Origin of the sequence: Micromonospora sp. NPDC049497 (genome assembly GCF_044465805.1) — a bacterium.
Taxonomy (GTDB): Bacteria; Actinomycetota; Actinomycetes; order Mycobacteriales; family Micromonosporaceae; genus Micromonospora.
Map to the genome: position 1 here is coordinate 59,293 of NZ_JBITMC010000004.1, position 23,353 is coordinate 82,645.

Sequence of the window (23,353 nt, forward strand, 5' to 3'; positions counted from 1 at the left end):
GTCAGGGGGTCTTGCCGAGCAGACGGGTGGCGAGGACCGCGGCTTGCGTACGGCGCTCCAGGCCCAGCTTGGCCAGGACGCTGGAGACGTAGTTCTTCACGGTCTTCTCGGCGAGGAACATCTTGCCGGCGATCTCCCGGTTGGTGAGCCCCTCGGCGACGTACTCCAGGATGCGCCGCTCCTGCTCGGTGAGGGACTTCAGCTCGCGCGGCTGCTCGACGCCGCTGCGGATGCGCTCCAGGACCCGGGTGGTGATCGCCGGGTCGAGCAGCGACTGCCCGGCCGCCACCCGGCGCACGGCGTCGACCAGGTCGGTGCCGCGGATCTGCTTGAGCACGTAGCCCGCCGCGCCGGCCATGATCGCGGCGAAGAGCGCCTCGTCGTCCTCGTACGAGGTGAGGATCAGGCCCTTGATCGAGGAGTCCACGGCCCGGACGTCCCGACACACGTCGATGCCGTTGCCGTCGGGCAGTCGGGCGTCGAGGATCGCCACATCCGGCCGGAGCGCAGGGATGCGGCGCGCGGCCTCCTGGGCCAGGCCGGACTCCCCGACCACCTCGATGTCGCCGCTGCTCTGGAGCAGGTCGGCCAGGCCACGACGGACGACCTCGTGGTCGTCGAGCAGGAACACGCGGATCATCCCTCGTTTCTACCCCCACCGGGCCGCGTAACGCACGGGCCGAAGGTCCCGACCACGCCACACGTCCCGCTCGGACGGGTCCTCCGGCCCTGCCCGCGCGCACCGTCGGTGACGGAATGTGGGGTAGGACCAGCGGGGGGCTGCACGGCCTGCCACGGAAGGAGCATCGCCATGGACACCGGCTTCACCGTCGAGCAGTTGCGGGCTGCCGCGACCGACGCCGTCCGGGCACCGTCGCTGCACAACACGCAACCATGGCGGTTCCGCCTGCGCGAGGGCGGGATCGAGGTGCTGGTCGACCCGTCGCGGCGGCTGCCGGCGACCGATCCGAGCGGCTGGGGCACCCGGATCGCGGCCGGCGCCGCGCTGTTCAACCTGCGGCTCGCCCTGGCCGTGGCCGGTACGCCGGCGACGGTGCGGCTGCGGCCGTACCCGGCCGAGCCGGACGTGGTGGCCCGCCTGGTGCCGGACGTGCCCCGGCGCCCCATCCCGGCGGAGCAGTCCCTGTACGCGGCGATCCCCCGCCGGTTCAGCAACCGCGCCCCGTTCTGGCCGGACCCGGTGCCCGCCGACGCCCGGTGGCGGCTGGGCGAGGCGGCCCGCGCCGAGCAGTGCTGGTTGGAGCTGCTGATCGGGACGAGCGCGGTGAACGCGTTCGCGGAGATCGCCCGGGGCGCCCACCGGGTGCTGGAGCGGGACCCGGCGTACCGGGCCGAACGGGAGGAGTGGGTCCGCACCGAGCACGCCGTGGACGGCGTCCCGGCCGCGGCGGGCGGCCCGCAGAGCGAGCCGCAGGACCTGTTGCCCTCGCGGGGGTTCGGCGGGCGGGACCGCGCGCCGGGGCGGGACTTCGAGCCGGAGCCGCTGGTGGCGGTGCTCGGCTCGACCGGCAACACGGCCGTCGACCAGGTGGTCGCCGGTCAGGCGTTGCAGCGGGTGCTGCTCACCGCCACCGACGCCGGACTGGCGGTGTCGATGCTCTCCCAGCCGATCGAGGTGCCCGGGGCGCGGGAGCAGCTGCGGCTGTCGCTGGGCCGGTTCGGCACCCCGCAGATGGTGATGCGGATCGGGTACGGTCAGCCCGGCTCGCCGACCCCGCGCCGCCCCGTCGGGGACGTGCTCGACCTGCCGGTCCGGCCCGGCTGATCCCCGACGGAGGGCCCGCGCCCGCCGGACGGGGCCGGCACGCCGACGGCCCCGGCGGGTCAGACGGGCGCGGCACCCGTCGCGGCGAGCAGGGCCGCCTCGCGGGCCGGGTCGAGACCCGCCGGGGCCCGCTGCGGCCGGCCCGCCCGGGGCGGCACCGTGCCGACCTCACGCAGCCACGCCCAGGTGTCGGCGACCGTCTCGGCCACCGGCCGGCACGTGAGGCCGGCGGCGTACGCGCGGGTGACGTCGCGCTCCTGCAACCAGCGGTACTCGTGCCCCTCCGGAATCCAGATCGGCAGGTCGTTCCAGGGCTCCACACCAGCGGCCAGGAGAGCGCCCGGGTCGGTCCAGCGCAGCCGGGCGTCGGAACCGGTCACCGCCACAGCGGCGTCGAGCAGGCCACCCATGGTGGCGTGACCGGTCCGGCTGACCACGTTCACCGGGCCGGAGGCGTGCGATTCGAGCAGGAAGGTGGCCAGGTCCCGCACGTCGACGTACTGCAGCGGCAGGTCGGCCGGCCCGGGGGCCAGCACGTCCCCGCCCCGGGCGATCCGGGTGAGCCACCAGGGCAGCCGACCGATGTCCTCGCCCGGGCCGAGGATCAGGCCGGCCCGGGCGAGCAGCGCGCGGTCCCCGAGGACCGCGTGGACGGCACGCTCGGCGCCGGACTTGTTGCGGGCGTAGTCCGCCTCGTCCGCGTCCGGCGCGGCGTCGACCGTGGGCGCGTCCTCGTCGGACCCGGGGGTCACCGGCTCGGCGTACACCGAGCCGCTGGAGAGGTAGACGTACCTCCCGGCGCGGTCGGCCAGCGCGGCCGCCGCGGCACCCGCCACCCGGGGCGCGCCGTCCCAGGTGTCGACCACCACGTCCCACTCGCCGTCGGCCAGCGCGGCCAGGCCGTCCGGCGCGGTCCGGTCACCCCGCAACCGGTGTACGCCCGCCGGCGCCGTCCCGTGCAGCCCGCGGTTGAACACCGTCACCGACCAGCCGCGACGCACTCCCTCGGCCGCCGTCGCCCCGCCCACGAACCCCGTACCGCCCAGCACCAGAAGTCTCATGCGCTCCACTGTGCCGGCTGGCGGACCCGCCCGGTGCGTGTGTTCACGGTGAGCGGATCTGCCGACAGCTAACCCCTCCGGGGCTGCGCCGCGCGCCCGTCGCGGTGGGACGGGGCAGAGATCGGGGGTGCCGGCGGAAATAATGGCCACCGACACCGTTTCGGGGGCGGTTCGGTCACGGACGCTCCCCACCCGACGGACACGAGCGAGGATCCGACATGACCGAGGGGCACCCCTCCGTTCCACCACCGCCCACCCCGCCGTACGGCCCGCCGGTGGCACCACCGCCCGGCGCCTACCGGTACGGCCCGCCGGTTCACCCGGCGGCGCCACCGCCGTCGGCGCCGAAGCGGTCGCGACTGGGGCTCTGGATCGGGCTCGGCGCCGCCGGACTGGTCCTCGTCCTGCTCGTCGTCGGGTCGGTGTTCGCCCTGTCCGCGTACCTCGACAAGCACGGCGGGTCGGACGGGGCCGGCCCCCACGACCTGGTCGCGTACGCGGACATCGAGGGTCTGCTGGACGAGCACACCCGGGCGCTGCGCGACCGGGACGAGAAGGCGTTCGTGGCCCCGTTCGACCCCACGGACCGGAAGCTGGTCGCGCAGCAGACCAACCTCTTCCGCAACCTGACGAAGCTGCCGCTGCGCGAGAGCCGCTTCAAGGAGTTCATCTCGCGGGACTTCACCGACTCCGGTTCCGGCGTGACCTTCACGATGATCGTCTCGTTCGTGCACCAGTTCGAGGGGTTCGACCCGAAGCCCGTCGAGGAGCTGTACGCCTGGACGGTGGCCCGCTCCGCGAAGGACGCCCCGCTGCGGGTCACCGGCGTGGCCGGCGGCATGCCGGGTCACGAGGGTCGCGACATGACCACCTACCACCCTGCGCCCTGGGACATGTGGGAGGAGATCCACGTCGAACGGACGCCGCACACGCTGGTCATCTCCGACGCGGCGCTGCGGGCGGAGGCGCGGCGGCTCGCGCCGGTCGCGGAGCGGGCCGCGGCGGACGACCTCGCCGCCTGGCGAAGCGGCGGGGTGTCCGCCGAGGTTCCGCAGGGCTTCGTCATCACCCTGGTGAAGGGCAGGAAGGAGCTGGGGTCGCTGTACCGCACCACCAGGGAGACGCCCCTGGAGTCCGGGGTGGCGATCCCGGTGCCCCCGGTCGGGGCCATCGACGGCGAGACGGTGGACGCCCTGGACGTCGCCACCACCCGCGTGGTGATCGACGTGGCCGACGAGTACCACTTCACGAAGGGCAGCGCCGACCGGCAGGCCAAACTGTTCCGGCACGAGCTGGCCCACGGGATCACGAACGTGCTCAGCGACCTCCAGCCGGGTGTGGCGGGCCTGGACGGCCACGCCCAGTGGGTGGTCGAGGGCTTCGCCGAGTGGTTGGGCCACGACCGGCGCCCGTGGATCTCCAGCGAGCGCACCGACGAGTCGCGACCCGTCTTCCGGCAGCGCGGTGAGCTGGAGCAGTTGCCGTCCAACGCCCAGTGGGCGAAGAACTCCAAGGGCAGTTACCACTACTGGCTGGCGCACTCGGCGATCGGTTACCTGGCCGAGCGGTACGGCGAGACGAAGGTGATCCGCTTCGTCGCCGCCCACTACCAGGGCAGCGGTGTCAGCACCGCGATGCGCGACGAACTGGGGGTGTCGTTCGACGAGTTCGAGAAGGCCTGGGCGGCGTACGTGGCGAAGACGGTGCGCTGACCCCGTACGGTTGCGGCGGCCGGCACCCCGGCCGCCGCGACCGGGCCGGCGGACCGGGACCGGAGACGGCGAAAGGCCCGGCACCGGAACCGGTGACGGGCCTTCGTGGTCTTCCTGGTGGGCGATACTGGGTTTGAACCAGTGACCTCTTCCGTGTCAAGGAAGCGCGCTCCCACTGCGCCAATCGCCCGTGGGCACCGCCCTGCCCGGTCGACCGGACCTCGGGGCGGATCGCGAGCGGACGACGGGATTCGAACCCGCGACCCTCACCTTGGCAAGGTGATGCGCTACCAGCTGCGCTACGTCCGCGTGTCGCCGACGTGCGTCGGTGACAGGGAGAACTGTACCCGACGGCAAGATCGCGCGACGCGCCGGCCCCACTCCCCCGAGGCGGTGCGGCGACCCGGCGACCGGCGGGCCGGAGGATTGCGCAGGTGAGCGGCGGGGTACTGACGATCCTCGACAGCACACCACACCCTTTTCGAGAAGGAGGCTGTCGTGGGTATCGGCACCAGCATCTTCCTGATCGCGCTCGGCGCGATCCTCACCTTCGCCCTGGACGCCAGCGTCGGCGGCATCAACCTCGACGTGGTCGGCTGGATCCTCATGGCCGCCGGCGTGCTCGGCCTGATCATGACCTCGGTGATCTGGGGTCGTCGCCGCCGCGAGGTCGTCACCACCGCCGAGCCGGTGGAGTACCGGCGGGTCGAGGAGCGTCGGGACGTCGCCCCGCCGCTGTGAGGCGGGCGGTCGGACGGCCGACGGAGCTGGACGGTCGGCCCGACCCCGGGCAGGACAGACGAGAGGCCCGTCACCGATTCGGTGACGGGCCTCTCGTACCTGTGGGCGATACTGGGTTTGAACCAGTGACCTCTTCCGTGTCAAGGAAGCGCGCTCCCACTGCGCCAATCGCCCTCGTTGTTACCGAGGTGGGGACGGGATTTGAACCCGCGTACACGGCTTTGCAGGCCGTTGCCTCGCCTCTCGGCCACCCCACCGAGGTTGCCCCCGTCATGCGTGGCGGCAGCTCCGAGCGGACGACGGGATTCGAACCCGCGACCCTCACCTTGGCAAGGTGATGCGCTACCAGCTGCGCTACGTCCGCGTGTCCCCGAGCGTTCCCCGGTGACGGATGAGAACTTTAGCCGAGCCGCGGGACGGTTGCCAACTTGGGGGTGGCCCGGCGCGTCCCGGTGACACCGGACACTCCGGCCGAGAGACGGCACCGACGGGCGTGGGCAGGGCCGGGACGCCCGAGCCGATCGACGCATTTCACCATCTTGTAACGGTTGCGACAAGTGTCCGAGTTCCGACTGCAGACGAGCCCCGATCCGCCGCGTTGGTAACGCCTCGTGTTCGGATCGATGGGTTACGGTGACGGTCGTGACGAGACGTGCGGCTGAGATCCGCCTGGATGCCCTGCTGCGCACAGCCTGTGACGTGATCGTCGAGCGCGGTCTGGCCAACACCCGGACGGCCGACGTGGCACAGGCCGCCGGGGTGAGTCAGGCCCTGGTCTTCTACCACTTCGCCACCAAGGACCGGCTGCTCGCCGAGGCGTTCGCGTACGCCGTCGAGCAGGATCTCGCCCGGCTGGACGCGGTCACGCAGTCCAGCGCGCCGCCGCTGACCAAGCTGCGCCGGCTCGTGAAGCTCTACACCCCGACCGGCCGGCCCACCTCCTGGTCCCTGTGGATCGACGGCTGGGCGGAGTCGCTGCGGACCCCCGAGTTGGAGAAGGTCTCCCGGCGGCTGGACCTGCGGTGGCGGCAGGACCTGGCCGCGGTGATCGCCGCCGGGGTCGACGAGGGCACCTTCGAGTGCGCGGACCCGGAGGGCGCCGCCTGGCGGATCAGCGCGGTGATGGACGGTCTCGCGGTGCAGCTCGCGGTGCACGACCGGGTGATCTCGCGGCGCCAGTTCTCCGAGTGGGTGCGCCTGGTCACCGCGCGGGAGCTGGGGCTCGATCCGGCGCAGCTGGACTGAGCAGCGGGAACCGCCACGAAGGCGGTGGGCCAGCCGGAACAATCGGCGGCATGGACCTGCTGGAGACGTACCGCCGCAGCCTGGCCGAGTTCACCGAGCGGGTGGCGCAGGTGGGCCCCGGGCAGTGGTCGGACCCGACCCCGTGCGCCGACTGGGACGTCCGGACGGTCGTCAACCACGTGGTCGCCGAGGACCGCTGGAGTGTGGCGCTGCTCGCCGGTCGGATCATCGAGGAGGTCGGCGACCGGTACGACGGCGATCAGCTCGGCGAGGACCCGGCCGGGGCCGCGCGCGAGGCGGCGGGGCAGGCGGAGACGGCCTTCACACGCCCGGCGGCCCTGGACGGCACCGTCGCGCTCTCCTCGGGCCCGACCTCCGCCGACGAGTACCTGCACCAGCTCATCGCCGAGCACCTCGTGCACGGGTGGGACCTGGCGGTGGCGACGGGAACCGACCCTCGGCTGGACGCGGACGCCGTCGCCGAGTGCGCGCGGTGGTTCGGCGGGCGGGTCGCCGACTACCGGCGGAGCGACCTGGTGGCGCCGGGTGTGGACGTGCCGCAGGACGCCGACGAGCAGGACCGCCTCCTCGCCGCCTTCGGCCGCGACCCGGAGTGGGCGCCCTGACGCGGCCGACGGCGGCGGTCAGCCCGCGTACGGCTCGGGGGTGGTCATGGTGCGGCGGCGCTGGCGCTCCCGCAGCCGGCGCAGGGCCGGCGGGTGGACGTTGGCGCGGTCCAGGTCGCCGCCGTAGTGGGCGAGCACGCGGTGGTCCATCACCCGGCGCCAGACCGGCGGGACCAGCGCGGCCACCAGCATCGTCGCGTAGCCGGCGGGCAGCTGCGGCGAGAAGTCGAAGCTGCGCAGGGTCTGGTAGCGGCGCAGCGGGTTGGCGTGGTGGTCGCTGTGCCGCTGGAGCTGGAAGAGGAACACGTTGGTGACGGTCCGGTCGCTGTTCCAGCTGTGCCGGGGGTCGACCTTCTCGTAGCGGCCGGCGGCGGTGCGCTGCCGGGCCAGCCCGTAGTGCTCGAGGTAGTTGACCGCCTCCAGCAGGGAGAACCCGACCACGGCCTGGAGAATCAGGAACGGCAGCACAACCGGGCCGAACGCGACGACCAGCAACGCGTACAGCGCCAGCGTCATCGCCCAGGCGTTGAGGATGTCGTTGCGCCACGTCCAGGGGTTGCGGCTCCGGCGGCGGAAGCGGCTGGTCTCCAGCCGCCAGGCCGAGCGCAGGCTCCCCCAGACGGTACGCGGCCAGAACGCCCAGAAGCTCTCGCCAAGGCGGGAACTGGCGGGGTCCTCCGGGGTGGCGACGCGGGTGTGGTGCCCCCGGTTGTGCTCGACGTAGAAGTGCCCGTACCCGGTGGGGGCGAGGGCCACCTTGGAGAGCCAGCGCTCCATCGTCTCGCGCTTGTGGCCCAGCTCGTGGGCGGTGTTGATGGCGATGCCGTTGACCACCCCGATGGTGGCGACCAGGCCGGCCGAGCCCAGCGCCGTCAGGTCACCGGAGGCCCAGACGGCGCAGCAGACCACCAGGGCGGCGTACTGGGCCGGCAGGTAGAGGTAGGTGAGCCAGCGGTAGTAGCCGTCGGCCTGCAGCCGGGGAACCGCCTCGTCCGGCGGGTTGCGCCGGTCGTCGCCGATGAGCAGGTCGACCACCGGGATGAGCCCGAAGACGAACGCCGGGGTGAGCCACCAGGCCCAGGCGCCGCCGCCGGCCCGCCAGGCGGCCCAGCCCAGGAAGGGCAGCGCCGGGACGAGCAGGGCCAGCGGCCAGAGCGGCCGGCGGGTGTCCCGCCAGGCGGTGGGGGTGACGGTCGCGTCGACGGCCATGGCCGACCTCCGATCTCTCGCGGTCTCCCCTCCGACTGTGGCAGCCGTCACTCGATTTTACAAGAGGCATACTTTTGTAAAGTCTCGATCAGCGGCGGGCGGGACGCCATCCCGCCCGGTCCGTCGGCCGGCCCCACCGCCGGTCCGCCCCGGAGTCGTCGGTACCGGTCGCCCCGGCCGTCCTGGTGAGATGCCGCAGGCGCAGCAGCAGGCCGAAACCCATCGAGAGCAGCAGCCCACCGAGCAGGAACGCGGCCTGCACCACCCCGAACCCGCCGGAGGCGGCCACCGGCCGTCCCGCTCCCGCGGCGGGTGGCACGTCGGCCGCCGGGGGCACCTCGGCGACCGCCTCGTCCGTCGGCGCGACCTCGGTCCCCTCGACCGCCGGCTCCGTCGGCTCGGCGGTCGTGGGCTCCGGCGCCGCCGAGGTCGGCGTGGCCGCCACACCCTGCCCGACCACCGAGCGGGTCGCCGTCTGGCTCGCCAACAGGCGCAGGTTCGCGTCGTACGCCTCGGCCGCGAGGGTGACCCGACCCTCGGTGACGTCCTCGGCGAAGGACACCCGGTAGCGCGCGGTGACCGTACGGTCCGGGCAGAGCGTGCCCGGATCCAACTGCCGGTCGGTCAGCCGGGCCACGTCTCCGTCGGTGCGGACGTCCAACGGGAACGAGCCCGTCTCCTCGATTCGGTCCATCCTGACCTGGTCGAGCCGGAGACCCTCCACCCGCAGCACCATCGACCACCGCACCCTGACGCAACCGCCCCGGTCCCGGCGGACCACCGCCGAGACCGTCTCCACCCGTTCACCGGCCCGGAACTCGTCCGGCAGGCCACTCAGCTCGGTGGTGTTGGCCGCCAGCGCGGGCGTGGGCGCCGCCAGGCCCACCCCGGTCAGACAGGCCAGCACCACCCCGGTCCGCAACACGTACCGCCACACCGTCCGCACTGTTCCGCCCTCCCGTCGGTCGCCTCCACTCAGCAACGCTAGGAGCGGGCGGGACCACCCGGTAGACGGGCGTGTTCGCACCGGTCGCCACATCCGAGGGCCGGTTTCACCCAGCGTGGTGAACCGGTCACCACTCCCCCGCGACACGCCGGGTGACCGACCCGGGGGAGAATCGGCCGGTGTCCGAGCTCTCCACCGCCTTCGTCCGCCTGCACGCCCGCCTCGCGCCGGTGCCCTTCGTCCCGGAGGTGCGGCTGCACCAGGCCGACGACGCCGTCGGGCTCTGGGAGCTGACCGAGGGCGAGTTCCGTAGCAGCCAGCCGCCGCCGTTCTGGGCGTTCGCCTGGGCCGGCGGGCAGGCCCTCGCGCGGTACGTCACGGACCATCCCGAGCTGGTCGCCGACCGCCGGGTGCTGGACCTGGCCGCCGGGTCCGGCCTGGTGGCGATCGCCGCCGCGCGGGCCGGCGCCGCCACCGTCCGCGCCGTCGAGGTGGACCCCCTGGCCGTCGCGGCCGTCGCGGTCAACGCCGACGCCAACGGCGTACGCGTCGACGCCGACCTCGCCGACATCCTGGACGGCGACGCGGGCGGCGCCGAGGTGGTCCTCGCCGGTGACGTCTTCTACAGCCAGGCGATGGCCAACCGGATGCTGCGTTTCCTGCTGCGGGCGGCCCGGGCGGGCGCCACGGTGCTGGTCGGCGACCCCGGCCGGGCCTTCCTGCCCCGCGACCGCTTCGAACAGCGGGCCGTGTACGAGGTGCCCGTGCCGGAGACGCTGGAGAGCGTACGGGTGAAGCGCACCACGGTGTGGCAGTTGCGGGCCGGCCTGCCGGGGGCGGCCGGCTAGCGTGTCGGCGTGCTGTTCCGGACCTGGGCGGAGCCGGCGGGGACGCCCTGGCCGGACGTGGCCCGCGTCGCCGACCACGTCGGCGTCGACCACCTCGTGGTGACCCGGCACGCGCTGGTCCGGCAGGTGCTCACCGACCCGGTCACGTACCGCCCGGACAACGCCCTCGACGCGGTCACCCCGATGCCGGTGGCGGCCCTGCGGGTGCTCGCCGGGCACCGCTTCCGGCTGCCGCCGACCCTGGCCAACAACGGCGGGCTCAGCCACCCGGGCATCCGCGCCGCCGTGGCCGAGGCCCTGCACCCCACGCGCGTCGCCGCCCAGCGGCCGTGGCTGACCGCGCTGGTCCGCGAGCGGGTCGGCCGGATCGGCGCCGCGCTCGACGCCGGTGCGGCGGTCGACCTGCACGCCGGACTGGCCGCCGACCTGCCCCTGCTGGTGCTGGCCCGGCTGGTCGAGCTGCCCGACGCGCCGGTGGCGGCGGTCAAGGACTTCGCGCGGGCCGCCCTGGAGCTTTTCTGGGCCCCGCTGGACGCCGACCGCCAGCTCGCCCTGGCCACCGAGGTCGGGCGTTTCCACGGGGTGTTGCGGGAGTTCGCCACGACCGGGGGCGGCCTCGCCGCGTCCCTGCGGTCCGCCGGGCACCCGCCCGACGTGGTGGTCGGCGCCCTGTTCTTCCTGCTGGTCGCCGGCCAGGAGACCACCTCACAGTTCCTCACGCTGCTGCTGCACCGGCTCGCCGGGGAGCCGGCGGTCCGCGCCGGCCTGCGGGACCGGACGGTCGCCGCCGCCGACGTCGTGGAGGAGGGGCTACGGCTGGAGCCGCCGATCGTCACCTGGCGGCGGGTGGCGGCGGCGGACACGGTGCTGGGTCGGACGGCGGTGCCGGCGGGCACCAGCGTCGTGCTCTGGCTGGCCCGCGCCGGGCGCGACCCCTCCGTCGTGGACCTCCCGGACGAGTTCCGCCCCGGCCAGCGCGGTTCCCGCCGGCACCTGGCGTTCGGCGCCGGCGCCCACCGCTGCGTCGGCGACCAGCTCGCCCGGATGGAGGCCGCGGTCGTGGTCGACGAGGTCGCGCCGCTGCTGGACGGCGTGACCGTCGTCCGGCCGCCATGGTGCCCGGACAACCTCACCTTCCGGATGCCCGACGCCTTCGTCGTCCGCCGGCCCGGTCCGCAGGTCGCCCTTCGCGCACTGTCGAGCTGATGTCGTAGACGACTCAGCTCGACAGGACGCGACGGATCACCCGTCCCCGAACGACCCCGCCGCCGCACCGAGGTCGACGGGTCCGGTGGTCAGCTGATCTCCTCGGCCCACGCCCGCCAGTCGTCGAGCACGCCGTGCAGCTCCGGGGTGAGCCAGCCGGGCGCGGAGCGCCGGAACACGCCGGGGTCCATCGCGCCGGCACCGGCCGGCAGCGCGCCGAGCAGGTTCGGCACCAGGTCGCTGACGTTCGTCCAGTGCACCAGCTCCGGCTCGGCCGGCCAGGCGCCGATCACCACCCCGGCCGGCACGGCCCGGCGCTCCAGAGCCTCCAAGGTGAGTGCGGTGTGGTTGAGCGTGCCCAGGCCGGCGCGGGCCACCACCACCGCCGGGCAGCCGAGCGACACGGCGAGGTCGGCCACCGTCCACGGCTCCCCCGACGGCCGCAGCCCCATCGGCACCAGCAAGCCGCCGGCACCCTCGACCAGCACCAGGTCGTGCTTGTCGACCTCCTCGCGGACCGCGTCGACCGCCGTGTACAACTCCAGCGGCGGCAGCTCCGCGACCCGGGCCGCCGCCAGCGGGGCGAGCGGGTCGGGGAAGCTCGCCAGGGTGCGGCCGGTCAGCGGGGCGGCCAACCGGGTCACGGCGTCCACGTCGCCGGGCTCGCCGGTCGCCGTACCGGTCTGGCCGGGTTTGACCACCGCGACCCGCAGCCCGGCGGCCTGCGCCGCCGCCGTGATCGCCGCGGTCACCACGGTCTTGCCCACCTCGGTGTCGGTGCCGGTCACCAGGACCGGCCCGCGCCACGGGTCGCTCACGGCTGACACTCCACGATGACCTCCAGGGCCCGCTCGAACTCCGCCCGGGGCACCCCGGCGCCGATGGTCAGGCGCAGGCGGGAACGGCTGTCGGGGGTCGACGGCGGGCGGAAGCAGCCCACGGCGACGCCCCGGTCGCGGCAGTCCGCCGCCCAGGCGGTCGCCGCCTCCGGGCCGGGCGCGGTCACCGAGACCACCGCCGCGTCGGGGGCGGACACGTCCAGCCCGGCCGCGCGCAGCCGGCGGACCACCAGCGCCGCGCGGTCAGCCAGCTCGGCCCGCAGGTCGTCGCCCACGCGGGCCAACTCGACGGCGGCGTGCACGCCGGCCACCACCGCCGGGGGCGGCGCGGTGTCGAAGATGAAGGTCCGCCCGGTCTCGACCAGGTGCCGGACGAACGCGGCCGGGCCGGCGACCACACCGCCCGCCCCGCCGAGCGCCTTGGAGAGGGTGGCGGTGACCACCACGTCCGGCGCACCGGCCAACCCGGCGGCGGCCACGCCACCGGCCCCGGCCGGGCCGGTCACGCCGAGGGCGTGCGCGTCGTCGACCAGCAGCAGGGCGCCGTGCGCGCGGGCCACCGCGTGCAGGTCGGCCAGCGGCGCCAGGTCGCCGTCGACGGAGAAGACCGACTCGGTGACCACGACGGCGGGCCGGCCGGGGGCGGCGGCGAGCGCGGCGGCCACCGCCGCCACGTCGGCGTGCGGCGTCACCACGGTCTCCGCGCCGGAGATCCGGCACCCGTCGATGAGCGAGGCGTGGTTGTGGGCGTCGGAGACGAGCAGCGTACGGGGTTGCACCAGGGCCCGGACCGCGCCGAGGTTGGCCAGGTAACCGGAGGAGAAGACGAGTGCCCGCTCGGCCCCGAGCCAGTCGGCGAGGGCGTCCTCCAGGGCGTGATGGGCGTCGGTGGACCCGCGTACCAGACGCGACCCGGTGGCCCCCAGCCCGTACGCGGCGAGTGCCCGACCGGCGGCGGCGGTGACCTCGGGGTGGGTGGCCAGGCCGAGGTAGTCGTTGCCGGCGAGGTCGACCACGGCGTCGCCGGCGGCCCGGGGATGCAGCCTGCGGGTCAGTCCCGCCTTCGCGCGCAGCTCGGCGCGGCGGTCGAGTGCCGCCAGCCAGTCCGCCACCGTCACCCCTCACCGCTGTCACCCCGGCGGCCCGCCCGGCCGCTTCCGCCGGGCGAAATTACCACCCGCCGGTACCCGACCGGCATTTCCACCCCGGCCCCGCCGGCCGACACGCGGCCCGTTTTCCCCCGCCGGGCGGCCTTGTAGGGTACGAGCCATGCCAGAGATCCTCGACCAGGCCCGTACCCAGGTGCTGGAGAACGGCGTCGGCCTCGACGAGGCCGGTGTCCTCGCCGTGCTGAACCTGCCCGACGAGCACCTGCCCGCAGCCCTCCAGCTCGCCCACGACGTGCGGATGCGCTGGTGCGGCCCCGAGGTCGAGGTCGAGGGCATCGTCTCGCTGAAGACCGGCGGCTGCCCGGAGGACTGCCACTTCTGCTCGCAGTCCGGCCTCTTCACCTCCCCGGTCCGCTCGGTCTGGCTGGACATCCCGTCCCTGGTCGAGGCGGCGAAGCAGACCGCCAAGACCGGGGCGACCGAGTTCTGCATCGTCGCCGCGGTGCGCGGCCCGGACGCGCGGCTGATGAAGCAGATGCGCGACGGCGTCGCCGCCATCAAGGCGGAGGTCGACATCCAGGTCGCCGCCTCGCTCGGCATGCTGACCCAGGAGCAGGTCGACGACCTGGTCGACATGGGCGTGCACCGCTACAACCACAACCTGGAGACCTGCCGCTCCTACTTCCCGAACGTGGTCACCACGCACTCGTGGGAGGAGCGCTGGGAGACCCTGCGGATGGTCCGCGAGTCCGGCATGGAGGTCTGCTGCGGCGGCATCCTCGGCCTCGGCGAGACCGTCGAGCAGCGGGCCGAGTTCGCCACGCAGCTCGCCGAGCTGGACCCGCACGAGGTCCCACTGAACTTCCTCAACCCTCGCCCCGGCACCCCGCTCGGCGACCGTCCGGTGGTGGAGGGCAAGGACGCGCTGCGGGCCATCGCCGCCTTCCGGCTGGCGATGCCGCGGACCATCCTCCGGTACGCGGGCGGCCGGGAGATCACCCTCGGTGACCTCGGCACCCGCGACGGCCTGCTGGGTGGCATCAACGCGGTGATCGTCGGCAACTACCTGACCACGCTGGGGCGGCCGGCGACGGCGGACCTCGACCTGCTCGAGGACCTGAAGATGCCGGTCAAGGCGCTCTCCGCGACGCTGTGAGGTCGACGGTGACGGGCACGTGGTGCGACCGCTGCGGTGATGCCGCGGCGGTCGGGTCGCACGACGGGTGCGCGGCGGCGCGGACGCTCGAGCCGCCGCGCTACTGCGCGCACTGCCGCCGGCGCATGAAGGTGCAGGTGCTGCCGGTCGGCTGGTCGGCGGTCTGCGTCGAGCATGGCGAGATCCGGGGCTGACGCCGTGCTGCGCGGACGGGCGGTGACCCTGCGGCCGATGACGGCCGACGACGTGCCGGCGCTCGCGACGATCCGCGCCCAGCCCGAGGTGCGACGCTGGTGGCGCGGCGGCGACGACCTCGCCGCCGCCGTCCGCGCCGACCTCGACGACGAGGGCCTCACCGTGTACGCGGTGGAGCACGACGGCCGCGTCGTCGGCGCGATCCAGTGGTACGCCGAGGACGACCCGGACTACCGGCACGCCAGCATGGACATCTTCCTCGACCCGGTGGTACGCGGTGCCGGGCTGGGCGGCGACGCGATCCGCACCCTCGTGCGGTACCTGGTCGACGAGTACGGCCACCACCGGTTCACCATCGATCCGGCGGCGGCGAACACCGCGGCGATCCGCGCGTACGCGAAGGTCGGCTTCCGCCCGGTGGGGGTGCTGCGCCGCTACGAGCGCGGCGCCGACGGCCGCTGGCACGACGCCGTCCTGATGGACCTCCTGGCCGAAGAACTGGCCGACTGACGCGCGCCCCGGGTCGACGTCCCCCCGCAACTTCGGGGAAGTTGTCGCCTCGAACGGCACGTGAGGCAGCATCTTCCCCGAAGTTGCGCGCGCCGCCGTCAGGCGACGGTGCAGGGAACGCCGTTGAGGGTGTAGGTGGTGGGTTTCGGGTTGCTCCCGGTGTGGGTGCCGTTGAAGCCGATGCCGGTGGATGCTCCGGGCGCCAGCACGCCGTTGTATGACAGGCTCGTCGCGGTCACCGCCGTGCCGGTCTGGGCGTACGTGGCCGACCAGCCCTGGCCGACCTTCTGGGACGACAACGGGAACGCGAAGGCGAGCGTCCAGCCGTTGACGGTGGCCGTACCGGTGTTGGTGATCGTGATGGTGGCGGTGAAGCCGGTGTTCCAGTCGCTGGTCGCGTACGTCACCCGGCAGGCGCCGGCGGCCGGCGGGTCCGCGGTGGTGACGGTGACCGGCGCGGACGCCGCGGAGGTGTTGCCGGCCGCGTCGACCGCCACGACGTGGAAGGTGTACGCCGTGGAGGCGGTCAGCCCGGTCACCGCGAGCGACGTGCCCGTGGGCGAGCCCATCAGCAGGTCGGTCGACCCGCTCCGGCGGTAGACCCGGTAGCCGGTGACGCCGACGTTGTCGGTCGACGCCGCCCAGCTCAGGGTGAGTCCGGTGGCGGTGACCGCCGAGGCGGTCGGGGTGCCCGGCGCGGTCGGCGCGGTGGTGTCCGGCGCGGGTCGGGCCGGTGTGGTCACCGAGACCGTCGGGGAGGCCGTGGAGCGGTTGCCGGCTCCGTCGCGGGCCCGTACCGAGAACTGGTACGTCCGCTCCGGGGTGAGCCCGGTGACCGCGAGGCTGGTGGTCGACGTGGTGAGCAGCACGAGCGCGTCGCTGCCGACCTGCGCCTGGGTGATCTCGTAGCCGGTCACGCCGACGTTGTCGGTCGACGCGGGCCAGCTCAGCGTCAGCCCGGTGGCGGTGACCGCCGAGGCGGTCGGCGTGCCCGGTGCGGTCGGCGCGGTGGTGTCCGGAGTGGGCGCACCGGGTTCGACTCCCCAGACCCGACCGCCGCCGGAGTAGAGCGGCACGTTCCGGTTCGGCCCGGCGGCGGTGGTGTACGACGGGTCGTTGGTCGGGTCCCAGATGCCACCCTCCGGTACGCCGATCTTGAACTGCACCTCCATCCGGTGCTGCGACTGGCCGGCCGGGGCGATGGTGTGCCCGGTGCAGTCGACCTCGACGTACCAGAGGTCGCCGGAGACCTGGCGGGCCGTGGACGGCGACGGGCAGCCCTGGGTGTAGCCGGGGGTGACCACCGGGGCGACCGTGCCCTCGGCGCGGAAGTAGTAGCGGAAGCGCCCGTCGGTCAGGGCGCGAGCCGGGTACGCGGACCGGTTGTAGATGATCGCCTTGAGCCCGGTGGCGCGGGGCTCGGCCTGCATCACCGTGGTCTCGACGGTCAACTCGTCCCGGTCCGGGGTCTCGGCCACCGGGAAGCCGGCGAGCGGGGTGCCGCCGTGCTTGGCGACGAGCGCGGCGAGGGCGGAGGTGAAGCCGGCGTTGTAGTCGGTGGCGACCTCGTTCATCACGTAGTCGGAGCGGCTGTCGCTGTAGGCGTCGTTGGCCGACGACGGGCCGCCGACCAGCGCGCCGTAGAGCACGTGCCGGGTCTCCTCCGGCACCGTCTGGCTGTCCCACCAGGAGCCGTGGGCGGTGCGGTGGTGCGGGTTCTTCGGCGGGTTGGCGCCGAACCCGATGACGTAGCTGGAGTTGCGCGGGTTGTCGCCGAGCGCGTAGTTGATCTGCCGTAGCGCGAAGTCGGTGTACCGCGCCCTGCGGGTCGCGTCGGTGAGGTGGTCACCGTGCAGCATCGCGACGAAGCTGGTGTTCGCGGCGTAGCGCAGCGCGCCCCAGGAGTCGAGCACGGCCATCCCGCCGGGCGAGTACGGCACCCGTTGCCCGTTGACGCCGACGGTCCAGTAGTCGAGCCAGCGGTTGGCGTCGTCGAGGTACTTCTGCTTGCCGGTGAGCCGGGCCAGCAGCACGTACGCGCCGTACTGCTTGTTGTCCCAGGCGATCGTCCACTTGTAGGACTTGGTGGTGGTCTGGTTCTCGTTGCCGAGCTTGTCGTACTCGCTCTCGGCCTTGGTGAGGTAGCCGGCGTCGCCGGTGGCCCGGTACAGCCAGATGGCGCCCCAGACCAGCTCGTCCTGGTATCCGCTCCAGGAGCGGTAGAAGCTGGTCGCGTCGGTGATGCACTCGTGGTAGCTCTTCCGCACCGTGTCGGCGAACGTGTAGAGCTGCTTCGCGTGCCCGAGCAGCTTGTCGGCGTAGGCGGCGTCGGTGGGCCGGAAGACCATGGACGAGGCGGCCATCGCGGCCGCCGTCTCCCCCGCCAGGTCCGCGCCGCCACAGCTCGCATCGATCCTGTACGCGGGCCGCGCCATCGGCATCACCTCGGCCGGGCCCCACCACTTGTGGTCGTCGTCGCCCTTGCCGACCTGTCCGTAGAGGACGTTCGGCGCGGGGTGCGCCTTGACAAACCAGTCGTTGACGAAGCGCAGGTTGTTGAGCAGGTGCGGCAACTGGCCGGAGGCGACGTAGCCGTCCCGGTACTCGACCGCTCCCCAGGCGAGCATGGTGGCGCTGAATGCCATCGGGAAGCCGAACTTGACGTGGTCGCCGGCGTCGTACCAGCCGCCGGTCAGGTCGAGCCCGACGTCGGCGCCGTCGGTGAGGGCGGAGTCGCCCCGCCAGGAGACGCGGTTCCAGGCCGGCTTCCGGCCGGACTGCTGCGCCTCGTAGAAGAAGAGGGACTTCTGCAGCGCCTCGGCGTAGTTGAAGGCGGGCGCGGCGGCGGCGACCTCCTCGGCGGCGGTTCGGGCCGCGGAGGCGGGTGCCGGTGCGGCGGCCAGGGTGAACCCGGTGGCGAGGGCCGCACCGGCGGCGAGCAGGCGGCGTGGCCAGGGCTGGTCGCTCCCCGCCCGCCAGGGGCGTCTCGGGTGGCGCATGACGGTTGCTCCTGTCGGTGGTGCCGCCGGCGCGCCGGCCAGGGGGCGTGCGACGGCGACGCCGGGGCCGGCGTGCCGGCGGCGGGTGGTGGTGGGTGAACCACGGGCCCGGGAGCGCTCCCATGGATAAGCGACAATGTAATCCGGGCGTCACCCGTTTGTGAAGGGCGACCATCGTGGACGGCCCCGCAAACCTCGGGGCGAGACCCGCAGCGCCGCGCCGGCCGAATGTGTTACGGCGACACGCCTGCGGAGCGTGACGAATTCCCACCGATGCAGCCGATGAACCCGCTGGTAGCCGTAGTACGAGCCGATCATCTGATGTCGCGCACGGTGGCCGTCCAGCGATCATGTGCTGTCCCCTCGATCGATCCCCGGAGGAAATCCTCATGCCACAGCGTCGGCGCGTGGCGCGCGCGGCTGTTTCCACTGCCGCCGCCGCGGCCTGCCTCACCCTCGCGACTCCCGCCTGGGCGTCCAGCACGGCCCCGCTCCACCCGGACCACAAGGGCTCCACCGCCGCCGGCTTCGAGACCAAGGACTGCAACGACGAGCAGTTCGAGAAGCTGCCCGCCGACCACGACGGTTGGCACTTCGTCCTTCCGACGAAGGAGGGCGGCAACTTCGAAGCAGTGACCCTCACCTTCAAGAGCACCGCGGGGACCACGGTGACGGTGAAGCTGCCGGACGCCTCGGACCCGTACACCGACTTCTTCGTGGCCAACGGCGGGGACGGTCAGGTCAAGCACGCCTACGTCTTCACCCCGGCCGGGTGGACGCTGGTCGACGGCACGGCCACGGTCAGCGGCACCGCCGACAGGTTCAACCTGAGCCACACCTGCGCCGGTGGCGGCACCCCGGGCACGCCGACGCCCACGACCCCGGTGCCGACGACGCCGGGCAACCCGGGCGAGTCGGAGAACCCGGGTGGGTCCGGCACGCCGACGCCGGGGACCGGTGGCGGTGGCGGCAGCGAGGACGACGGCGGCCTGCCGGTCACCGGCGTCGCCGGCACCAGCATCGCGCTGGCCGGTCTCGCCCTGATCGGTGGTGGCGTGGCGCTGACCGTGCTGCGTCGTCGCCGGGACAGCATCACCTTCACCAGCTGATTTCCGCTCGTACCACCGAAACGGCCGCCGGGCAGTTGCCCGGCGGCCGTTTCGCCGTCCCCTGCCGGGATCAGTCACAGCCGATGCGCGGTACTGACCGGTAACCCGACTCGTGTCATCCGGAGATACGTCACACCATCGATTACTGTCAATTGTTTGTCGCCATAATCCCTGCTCAGATGCGGTGCGGACCGCGCGCAGACGGTGGCACGCCGGTTCGCACACGGATCTGGCGTCCTGACATACGAACGTACTGTTGCCGCCCCGTCGCGCGGCAGGCGACAGTACGCGACACCAGCGGTGCCATCGACGCCGCCGCTCCCCGGACCACCCTGAGGAGGATGCGATGGCTCTACGACTCGCCGACGGAACCGCCTGGTCGGACACTCTCGCCCGCGCGGTCGCCGCCGCCCCGGAGGCGTTCGGGCCCGAGGTCGACGGCATCACCACCCTGCACAACCTGATCGAGGGCGAGTGGCGGGCCGTGGGCTCGCCCGGTGCCGTCCGCACGCCGGTCGACAACACCGTCCTGGTCAACCTGCCCCGCCTGGACGCGCGGACCGCCCGCGCCGCCGTGGCACACGCCACCGTCGCGCACCGGGACTGGGCGGAGACGCCCCTCGCCGAACGCAAGGCCCGGGTCACCGAGGCGGTGGACGCCCTCACCGCCCACCGCGACCTGCTCGCCATGCTGCTGGTCTGGGAGATCGGCAAGCCGTGGCGGCTGGCCTGCGCCGACGTCGACCGCGCCCTCGACGGCGTGCGGTGGTACGTCGGCGAGATCGACCGGATGCTCGCCGACGGCCGGGAACCGCTGCCCGGCCCCGTCAGCAACATCGCCTCCTGGAACTACCCGATGAGCGTGCTCGTGCACGCCGAGCTGGTGCAACTCCTGGCCGGCAACGCGGTGATCGCCAAGACCCCGTCGCAGGGCGGCGCGGTCTGCCTCACCGTGGCGCACGCGCTCATGCGCCGGGCCGGGCTGCCCGCCACCCTGGTCTCCGGCAGCGGCGAGGAGCTGTCCGAAGTGCTGGTCCGGGCTCCCGAGATCGGCGCGGTGGCCTTCGTCGGCGGTCGCTCCAACGGCGGGAAGGTCGCCGCCGCGCTGCTGGACACCGACAAGCGGCACTTCATCGAGCAGGAGGGCCTCAACGCCTGGGGCATCTGGAACTTCTCCCAGTGGGAGCTGCTCGCCGCGCACCTGAAGAAGGGCTTCGAGTACGGCAAGCAGCGCTGCACCGCGTACCCCCGCTTCGTGGTGCAGCGGGACCTCGTCGACGAGTTCCTCGACATGTACCTGCCGGTGGTGCGTTCCGTCCGGTTCGGACACCCGCTCGCCGTCGGCGACGACTGGTCCGCCGGCGACGCGCTGCCGGAGCTGGACTTCGGACCGCTGATCAGCGGCGCCAAGGCCGACGAGCTGCGCCGCAAGGTCGACGAGGCGGTACGCGGCGGCGCGATCCCGCTGCACCGCGGGAAGCTCGACGGCGCGCCGTTCCTCGACGGGCAGGACACCTCGGCGTACGTGGCGCCGTCGGTGCTGCTGGCCCCGCCCGGCCGGTCCCGGCTGATGCACGCCGAGCCGTTCGGGCCGGTCGACACCATCGTCGTGGTGGACACCACCGACGAGCTGCTGGCCGCCATGAACGCCTCCAACGGCGCGCTGGTCGCCTCGCTCGCCTGCGACGACGAGGACCTGGCCGCGAAGCTCGCCGTCGACCTGCAGGCGTTCAAGGTGGGCATCAACAAGCCGCGCTCCCGGGGCGACCGGGACGAGCCCTTCGGCGGCCGGGGCGCCTCCTGGAAGGGCGCCTTCGTCGGTGGCGACCTGCTGGTGCAGGCGGTCACCGTCGGCGGCGACAGCCGGCTCTACGGCAACTTCCCCGACTACAGCAGCTACCCCACCACCTGACCACCTGCGGTGTAAGGAAGGGCCCCCCGTTAACGCATTCCGCATAGCAGGGGGCCCCTGTTAACACTCCACCAAGCGCCCGACCGAGCCGCTGTTAAGAAGGGGCCCTTCCTCTACCACAGGCGTTAACGGGGGGCCCTTCCTTGCACCTTCGCCGGCTGGGGCGTTGCGAGCGGGACGGTGAGGGTCACCAGGCTGCCGTCGTGCTCGGCCGTCGTCGGCCGGCCCAGCCGGCGCAGCGTCCGCAGCATCGGCGCGTTGTCGGCCTGCACGTGCAGCACCAGGGCCGCGTACCCGGCCGTGTCGGCCTGCCGGACCAGCCGACGCAGCAGCGCCGAGCCGAGGCCACGCCGCTGCCAGTCGTCGCGCACCAGCAGCGCCACCTCGGCCTCGTCACCCTCGGCCAGCAGGTTCGCCATGGCGACCACCGAATCCGCCGCCCCGCCGGAGCCCGCGACCGTCGCCAGCAGGGTCAGCCCGCGCGCCGGCTCCAGCAGCCGCCGCAGGCGGGCCGGCGCGGGTGTGGTCGCACCGCCCAGGTAGCGGCGGTGCCGCGTCCGCGTCGAGGACCGCTCGTGCAGCTCCACCACACCCGCCAGGTCGTCGGCGACCGCCGGCCGTACGCCCAACTCGGCGCCGTCGGGCAGCACCAGGGTGACGTGCTCGGCGGCCCGGCGCGCGACGGTGGCCGCCAGCTCCACCAGGGCCTGCGCCCGCGCGTACTCGGCCGGGGTGAACCCGGGGGCCGCCCGTCGCAGCGCGTAGGACCCCCCGCCCGGGTCGGCCAGCACCATCGTGGTGTCGAAGATCCCGCCCTGCTCGGCCCGAGCCGGCCGCCAGGTGACGGTGTCCGCGCCGAGCAGGGCGCGCAGCGCCTCCCCGGTCCCGTCCGGGTCGCGGACCAGGCGGTTGGCCAGACCGAGCACCCGGGTGGGCTGGTCCGCCAACCCGCGCGCCTCGCTGCGCGCCACCCAGCAGTCCCGGCCTCGTCCCCGCTTGACGGCGGCGAGGAGGTCGGCCTCGTCGACGGTGTCCGGCGCGTCGACGAGGAAATCGTCGACCGCGCCCCGTTCGGTCGTGTGCACCTGCACCGTGAGGATGTTGACCCCACGCAACGCCAGGCTCGCCGTGAGGACCGACAGGTAACCCGGTCGGTCGTCCACGGTGGCCCGGATCCGCCAGAGCGTCATGGTTGTCTCCCTTCCCCGGTACGACCCTCGCCGCTGGCTGTTGCCGGCCGGTTGCCTCGGGGTGACGGGTCCGGTTCCGCCGGTGCGGTCTGCGCCACACCCCGTGGCCCGGATCGCGTCCCGGGGCCCCACGCGCGGTCGCTCAGGTGGTCACCGGCGGGGCGCCGACCAGGTCGAGCCGGTCGCCGAGGATCACCGCGCTGGCCCGGACCAGCTGCGCCAGCCGGTCCACCTCGGTGGAGTGGAAGGCGGGGGCGGCGAGCGTGTCGCTGCGTTCCCGCGCCACCAGCAGGACCAGGCCCGCCCGGCCGAACGGCGCGACCGCGAAGTGGTCGCCCTCGGCCGTGGTGATCGCCCGGGCCCGCAGTGGTGTGATCTCCGGCAGCTGCGGCGGCACCGGGGTCCGCCAGCTCGCGTGCCCGACGGTCGCCTCGCCGCCCGCCCCGGCGCGGGACGCCCAGTCGACCGGGACGACCGCCGCCACCGCCCAGTCGGCGGCCAGCAGGCCGGGCACCGCGTCCACCAGGGTGGCCAGCCCGTCGGCCGGGTTGCCGGCCACCTGCGCCAGCAGCTCCGCGTCCTGGCCGGTGGTGGTGGGGGCGCCGATCGCCCGCCACACCCCGTCGACCTGCACGCCCGGGATCGCCGCCAGACCGGCCAGCAGCCGCTCGACCCGCGCCGCGCCGGGCCACACCACGGTGAAGTCGTCCACCGCACGGCCGCCGAGCCGTTCCAGCACCACCACCTGGACGATGTCCGCGCCGGAGACGCCCATGGTGCGCGCCACCTGACCGAGGGTGCCCGGACGATCCGGCAGGGTGACCCGAACTCGCAGCAACATCGGTGAACCTCCGCTCGGCGGGCCGGCACGGCGGCCGGCAGGCTGGTGCCCAGCCTGCCCCGTGACCATTTCGTCCCCGTTGCAGCGGCATGTCCCGGGGGCAAATCCGACCT

General features: G+C 73.7%; 20 protein-coding genes, 5 tRNA genes and 1 pseudogene. 12 read left to right on the forward strand and 14 right to left on the reverse strand.

From position 1 onward, the window contains the following. Position 1: 1 nt before the first annotated feature. A complete protein-coding gene (locus ACIBR0_RS07970) occupies positions 2 to 640 on the reverse strand; it encodes a response regulator (RefSeq protein ID WP_396713374.1) in 639 nt (212 codons plus the stop codon). Between the two features lie 171 nt (positions 641 to 811). Between ACIBR0_RS07970 and ACIBR0_RS07975 the strand changes: the two genes are divergently transcribed. After that, positions 812 to 1,786 carry an Acg family FMN-binding oxidoreductase gene (locus tag ACIBR0_RS07975; RefSeq protein ID WP_396713376.1) on the forward strand — a complete coding sequence of 325 codons (975 nt, stop codon included), beginning with the start codon at positions 812 to 814 and terminating at the stop codon, positions 1,784 to 1,786. Positions 1,787 to 1,845: 59 nt separating this feature from the next. On the opposite strand, the gene ACIBR0_RS07980 is transcribed toward ACIBR0_RS07975, so the two are convergent. After that, positions 1,846 to 2,847, reverse strand: coding sequence for an NAD-dependent epimerase/dehydratase family protein (locus tag ACIBR0_RS07980; RefSeq protein WP_396713378.1), 1,002 nt, complete (start codon positions 2,845 to 2,847; stop codon positions 1,846 to 1,848). A gap of 218 nt (positions 2,848 to 3,065) precedes the next feature. Between ACIBR0_RS07980 and ACIBR0_RS07985 the strand changes: the two genes are divergently transcribed. After that, complete coding sequence (locus ACIBR0_RS07985; protein ID WP_396713380.1) at positions 3,066 to 4,559, forward strand: hypothetical protein; 1,494 nt, start codon at positions 3,066 to 3,068, stop codon at positions 4,557 to 4,559. Positions 4,560 to 4,674: 115 nt separating this feature from the next. On the opposite strand, the gene ACIBR0_RS07990 is transcribed toward ACIBR0_RS07985, so the two are convergent. Both ACIBR0_RS07990 and ACIBR0_RS07995 read right to left on the reverse strand, forming a co-directional pair. After that, positions 4,675 to 4,749 (reverse strand) — tRNA-Val (locus ACIBR0_RS07990). Between the two features lie 46 nt (positions 4,750 to 4,795). After that, a tRNA-Gly gene (locus ACIBR0_RS07995) sits at positions 4,796 to 4,868 on the reverse strand. A gap of 189 nt (positions 4,869 to 5,057) precedes the next feature. On the opposite strand from ACIBR0_RS07995, the gene ACIBR0_RS08000 reads away from it, so the two are divergent. Then, a complete protein-coding gene (locus ACIBR0_RS08000) occupies positions 5,058 to 5,300 on the forward strand; it encodes a DUF6458 family protein (RefSeq protein ID WP_357038261.1) in 243 nt (80 codons plus the stop codon). Between the two features lie 102 nt (positions 5,301 to 5,402). Here ACIBR0_RS08000 and ACIBR0_RS08005 read toward each other — a convergent pair. The 3 genes from ACIBR0_RS08005 to ACIBR0_RS08015 all read right to left on the reverse strand — a co-directional run bounded on the left by ACIBR0_RS08005 (position 5,403) and on the right by ACIBR0_RS08015 (position 5,664). Then, a tRNA-Val gene (locus tag ACIBR0_RS08005) sits at positions 5,403 to 5,474 on the reverse strand. A gap of 12 nt (positions 5,475 to 5,486) precedes the next feature. After that, positions 5,487 to 5,557: transfer RNA gene (locus ACIBR0_RS08010), tRNA-Cys, on the reverse strand. A gap of 34 nt (positions 5,558 to 5,591) precedes the next feature. Next, positions 5,592 to 5,664: transfer RNA gene (locus ACIBR0_RS08015), tRNA-Gly, on the reverse strand. Between the two features lie 278 nt (positions 5,665 to 5,942). Here ACIBR0_RS08015 and ACIBR0_RS08020 point away from each other — a divergent pair. Together ACIBR0_RS08020 and ACIBR0_RS08025 are read left to right on the forward strand one after the other, a co-directional pair. After that, positions 5,943 to 6,545, forward strand: a complete 603-nt coding sequence (locus ACIBR0_RS08020; protein WP_396713382.1) for a TetR/AcrR family transcriptional regulator — start codon at positions 5,943 to 5,945, stop codon at positions 6,543 to 6,545. A gap of 50 nt (positions 6,546 to 6,595) precedes the next feature. Then, complete coding sequence (locus ACIBR0_RS08025) at positions 6,596 to 7,171, forward strand: TIGR03086 family metal-binding protein (protein WP_396713384.1); 576 nt, start codon at positions 6,596 to 6,598, stop codon at positions 7,169 to 7,171. 18 nt (positions 7,172 to 7,189) lie between these two features. Here ACIBR0_RS08025 and ACIBR0_RS08030 read toward each other — a convergent pair whose 3' ends face one another. Next, positions 7,190 to 8,380 carry an alkane 1-monooxygenase gene (locus tag ACIBR0_RS08030; protein ID WP_396713386.1) on the reverse strand — a complete coding sequence of 397 codons (1,191 nt, stop codon included), beginning with the start codon at positions 8,378 to 8,380 and terminating at the stop codon, positions 7,190 to 7,192. Positions 8,381 to 8,468: 88 nt separating this feature from the next. Next, on the reverse strand, positions 8,469 to 9,317 hold the full coding sequence (locus tag ACIBR0_RS08035; RefSeq protein WP_396713388.1) for a hypothetical protein: 849 nt from the start codon (positions 9,315 to 9,317) through the stop codon (positions 8,469 to 8,471). A gap of 188 nt (positions 9,318 to 9,505) precedes the next feature. Here ACIBR0_RS08035 and ACIBR0_RS08040 point away from each other — a divergent pair, with 188 nt between their 5' ends. Both ACIBR0_RS08040 and ACIBR0_RS08045 read left to right on the forward strand, forming a co-directional pair. Further along, positions 9,506 to 10,174: a class I SAM-dependent methyltransferase gene (locus ACIBR0_RS08040; protein WP_396713390.1), complete on the forward strand. Its 669-nt coding sequence runs from the start codon at positions 9,506 to 9,508 to the stop codon at positions 10,172 to 10,174. A 9-nt stretch (positions 10,175 to 10,183) separates the two neighbouring features. Beyond that, positions 10,184 to 11,380 carry a cytochrome P450 gene (locus ACIBR0_RS08045; RefSeq protein WP_396713392.1) on the forward strand — a complete coding sequence of 399 codons (1,197 nt, stop codon included), beginning with the start codon at positions 10,184 to 10,186 and terminating at the stop codon, positions 11,378 to 11,380. Between the two features lie 89 nt (positions 11,381 to 11,469). On the opposite strand, the gene bioD is transcribed toward ACIBR0_RS08045, so the two are convergent. Next, positions 11,470 to 12,207: a dethiobiotin synthase gene (gene bioD, locus ACIBR0_RS08050; protein ID WP_396713394.1), complete on the reverse strand. Its 738-nt coding sequence runs from the start codon at positions 12,205 to 12,207 to the stop codon at positions 11,470 to 11,472. Next, positions 12,195 to 13,331 (reverse strand): 8-amino-7-oxononanoate synthase, encoded by a 1,137-nt coding sequence (locus tag ACIBR0_RS08055; RefSeq protein ID WP_396713396.1) that lies wholly within the window; start codon positions 13,329 to 13,331, stop codon positions 12,195 to 12,197. The genes bioD and ACIBR0_RS08055 overlap by 13 nt, the downstream gene beginning before the upstream one ends. A gap of 157 nt (positions 13,332 to 13,488) precedes the next feature. Between ACIBR0_RS08055 and bioB the strand changes: the two genes are divergently transcribed. The 3 genes and pseudogenes from bioB to ACIBR0_RS08070 all read left to right on the forward strand — a co-directional run bounded on the left by bioB (position 13,489) and on the right by ACIBR0_RS08070 (position 15,189). Further along, positions 13,489 to 14,484, forward strand: coding sequence for a biotin synthase BioB (bioB, locus tag ACIBR0_RS08060; RefSeq protein ID WP_396713397.1), 996 nt, complete (start codon positions 13,489 to 13,491; stop codon positions 14,482 to 14,484). Beyond that, a pseudogene (locus ACIBR0_RS08065) lies at positions 14,406 to 14,678 on the forward strand (hypothetical protein); the annotation flags it as partial. The gene bioB and the pseudogene ACIBR0_RS08065, both read left to right, overlap by 79 nt. Continuing rightward, positions 14,659 to 15,189: a GNAT family N-acetyltransferase gene (locus tag ACIBR0_RS08070; RefSeq protein ID WP_396713399.1), complete on the forward strand. Its 531-nt coding sequence runs from the start codon at positions 14,659 to 14,661 to the stop codon at positions 15,187 to 15,189. The pseudogene ACIBR0_RS08065 and the gene ACIBR0_RS08070, both read left to right, overlap by 20 nt. A 98-nt stretch (positions 15,190 to 15,287) precedes the next feature. Here the strand turns inward: ACIBR0_RS08070 and ACIBR0_RS08075 are convergent, their stop codons facing one another. Further along, the gene (locus ACIBR0_RS08075; RefSeq protein ID WP_396713401.1) at positions 15,288 to 18,188 is read right to left on the reverse strand and encodes a glycoside hydrolase family 9 protein; all 2,901 of its coding nucleotides are present in this window, start codon (positions 18,186 to 18,188) and stop codon (positions 15,288 to 15,290) included. Positions 18,189 to 18,577: 389 nt separating this feature from the next. On the opposite strand from ACIBR0_RS08075, the gene ACIBR0_RS08080 reads away from it, so the two are divergent. Together ACIBR0_RS08080 and ACIBR0_RS08085 are read left to right on the forward strand one after the other, a co-directional pair. Continuing rightward, positions 18,578 to 19,297 (forward strand): LPXTG cell wall anchor domain-containing protein, encoded by a 720-nt coding sequence (locus ACIBR0_RS08080; RefSeq protein ID WP_396713403.1) that lies wholly within the window; start codon positions 18,578 to 18,580, stop codon positions 19,295 to 19,297. Positions 19,298 to 19,643: 346 nt separating this feature from the next. Then, positions 19,644 to 21,209, forward strand: coding sequence for an aldehyde dehydrogenase family protein (locus tag ACIBR0_RS08085; protein WP_396713405.1), 1,566 nt, complete (start codon positions 19,644 to 19,646; stop codon positions 21,207 to 21,209). A 125-nt stretch (positions 21,210 to 21,334) separates the two neighbouring features. Here ACIBR0_RS08085 and ACIBR0_RS08090 read toward each other — a convergent pair whose 3' ends face one another. Together ACIBR0_RS08090 and ACIBR0_RS08095 are read right to left on the reverse strand one after the other, a co-directional pair. Beyond that, positions 21,335 to 22,399: a GNAT family N-acetyltransferase gene (locus tag ACIBR0_RS08090; RefSeq protein WP_396713407.1), complete on the reverse strand. Its 1,065-nt coding sequence runs from the start codon at positions 22,397 to 22,399 to the stop codon at positions 21,335 to 21,337. A gap of 142 nt (positions 22,400 to 22,541) precedes the next feature. Next, the gene (locus ACIBR0_RS08095) at positions 22,542 to 23,240 is read right to left on the reverse strand and encodes an amino acid-binding protein (RefSeq protein WP_396713409.1); all 699 of its coding nucleotides are present in this window, start codon (positions 23,238 to 23,240) and stop codon (positions 22,542 to 22,544) included. Positions 23,241 to 23,353 lie beyond the last annotated feature (113 nt).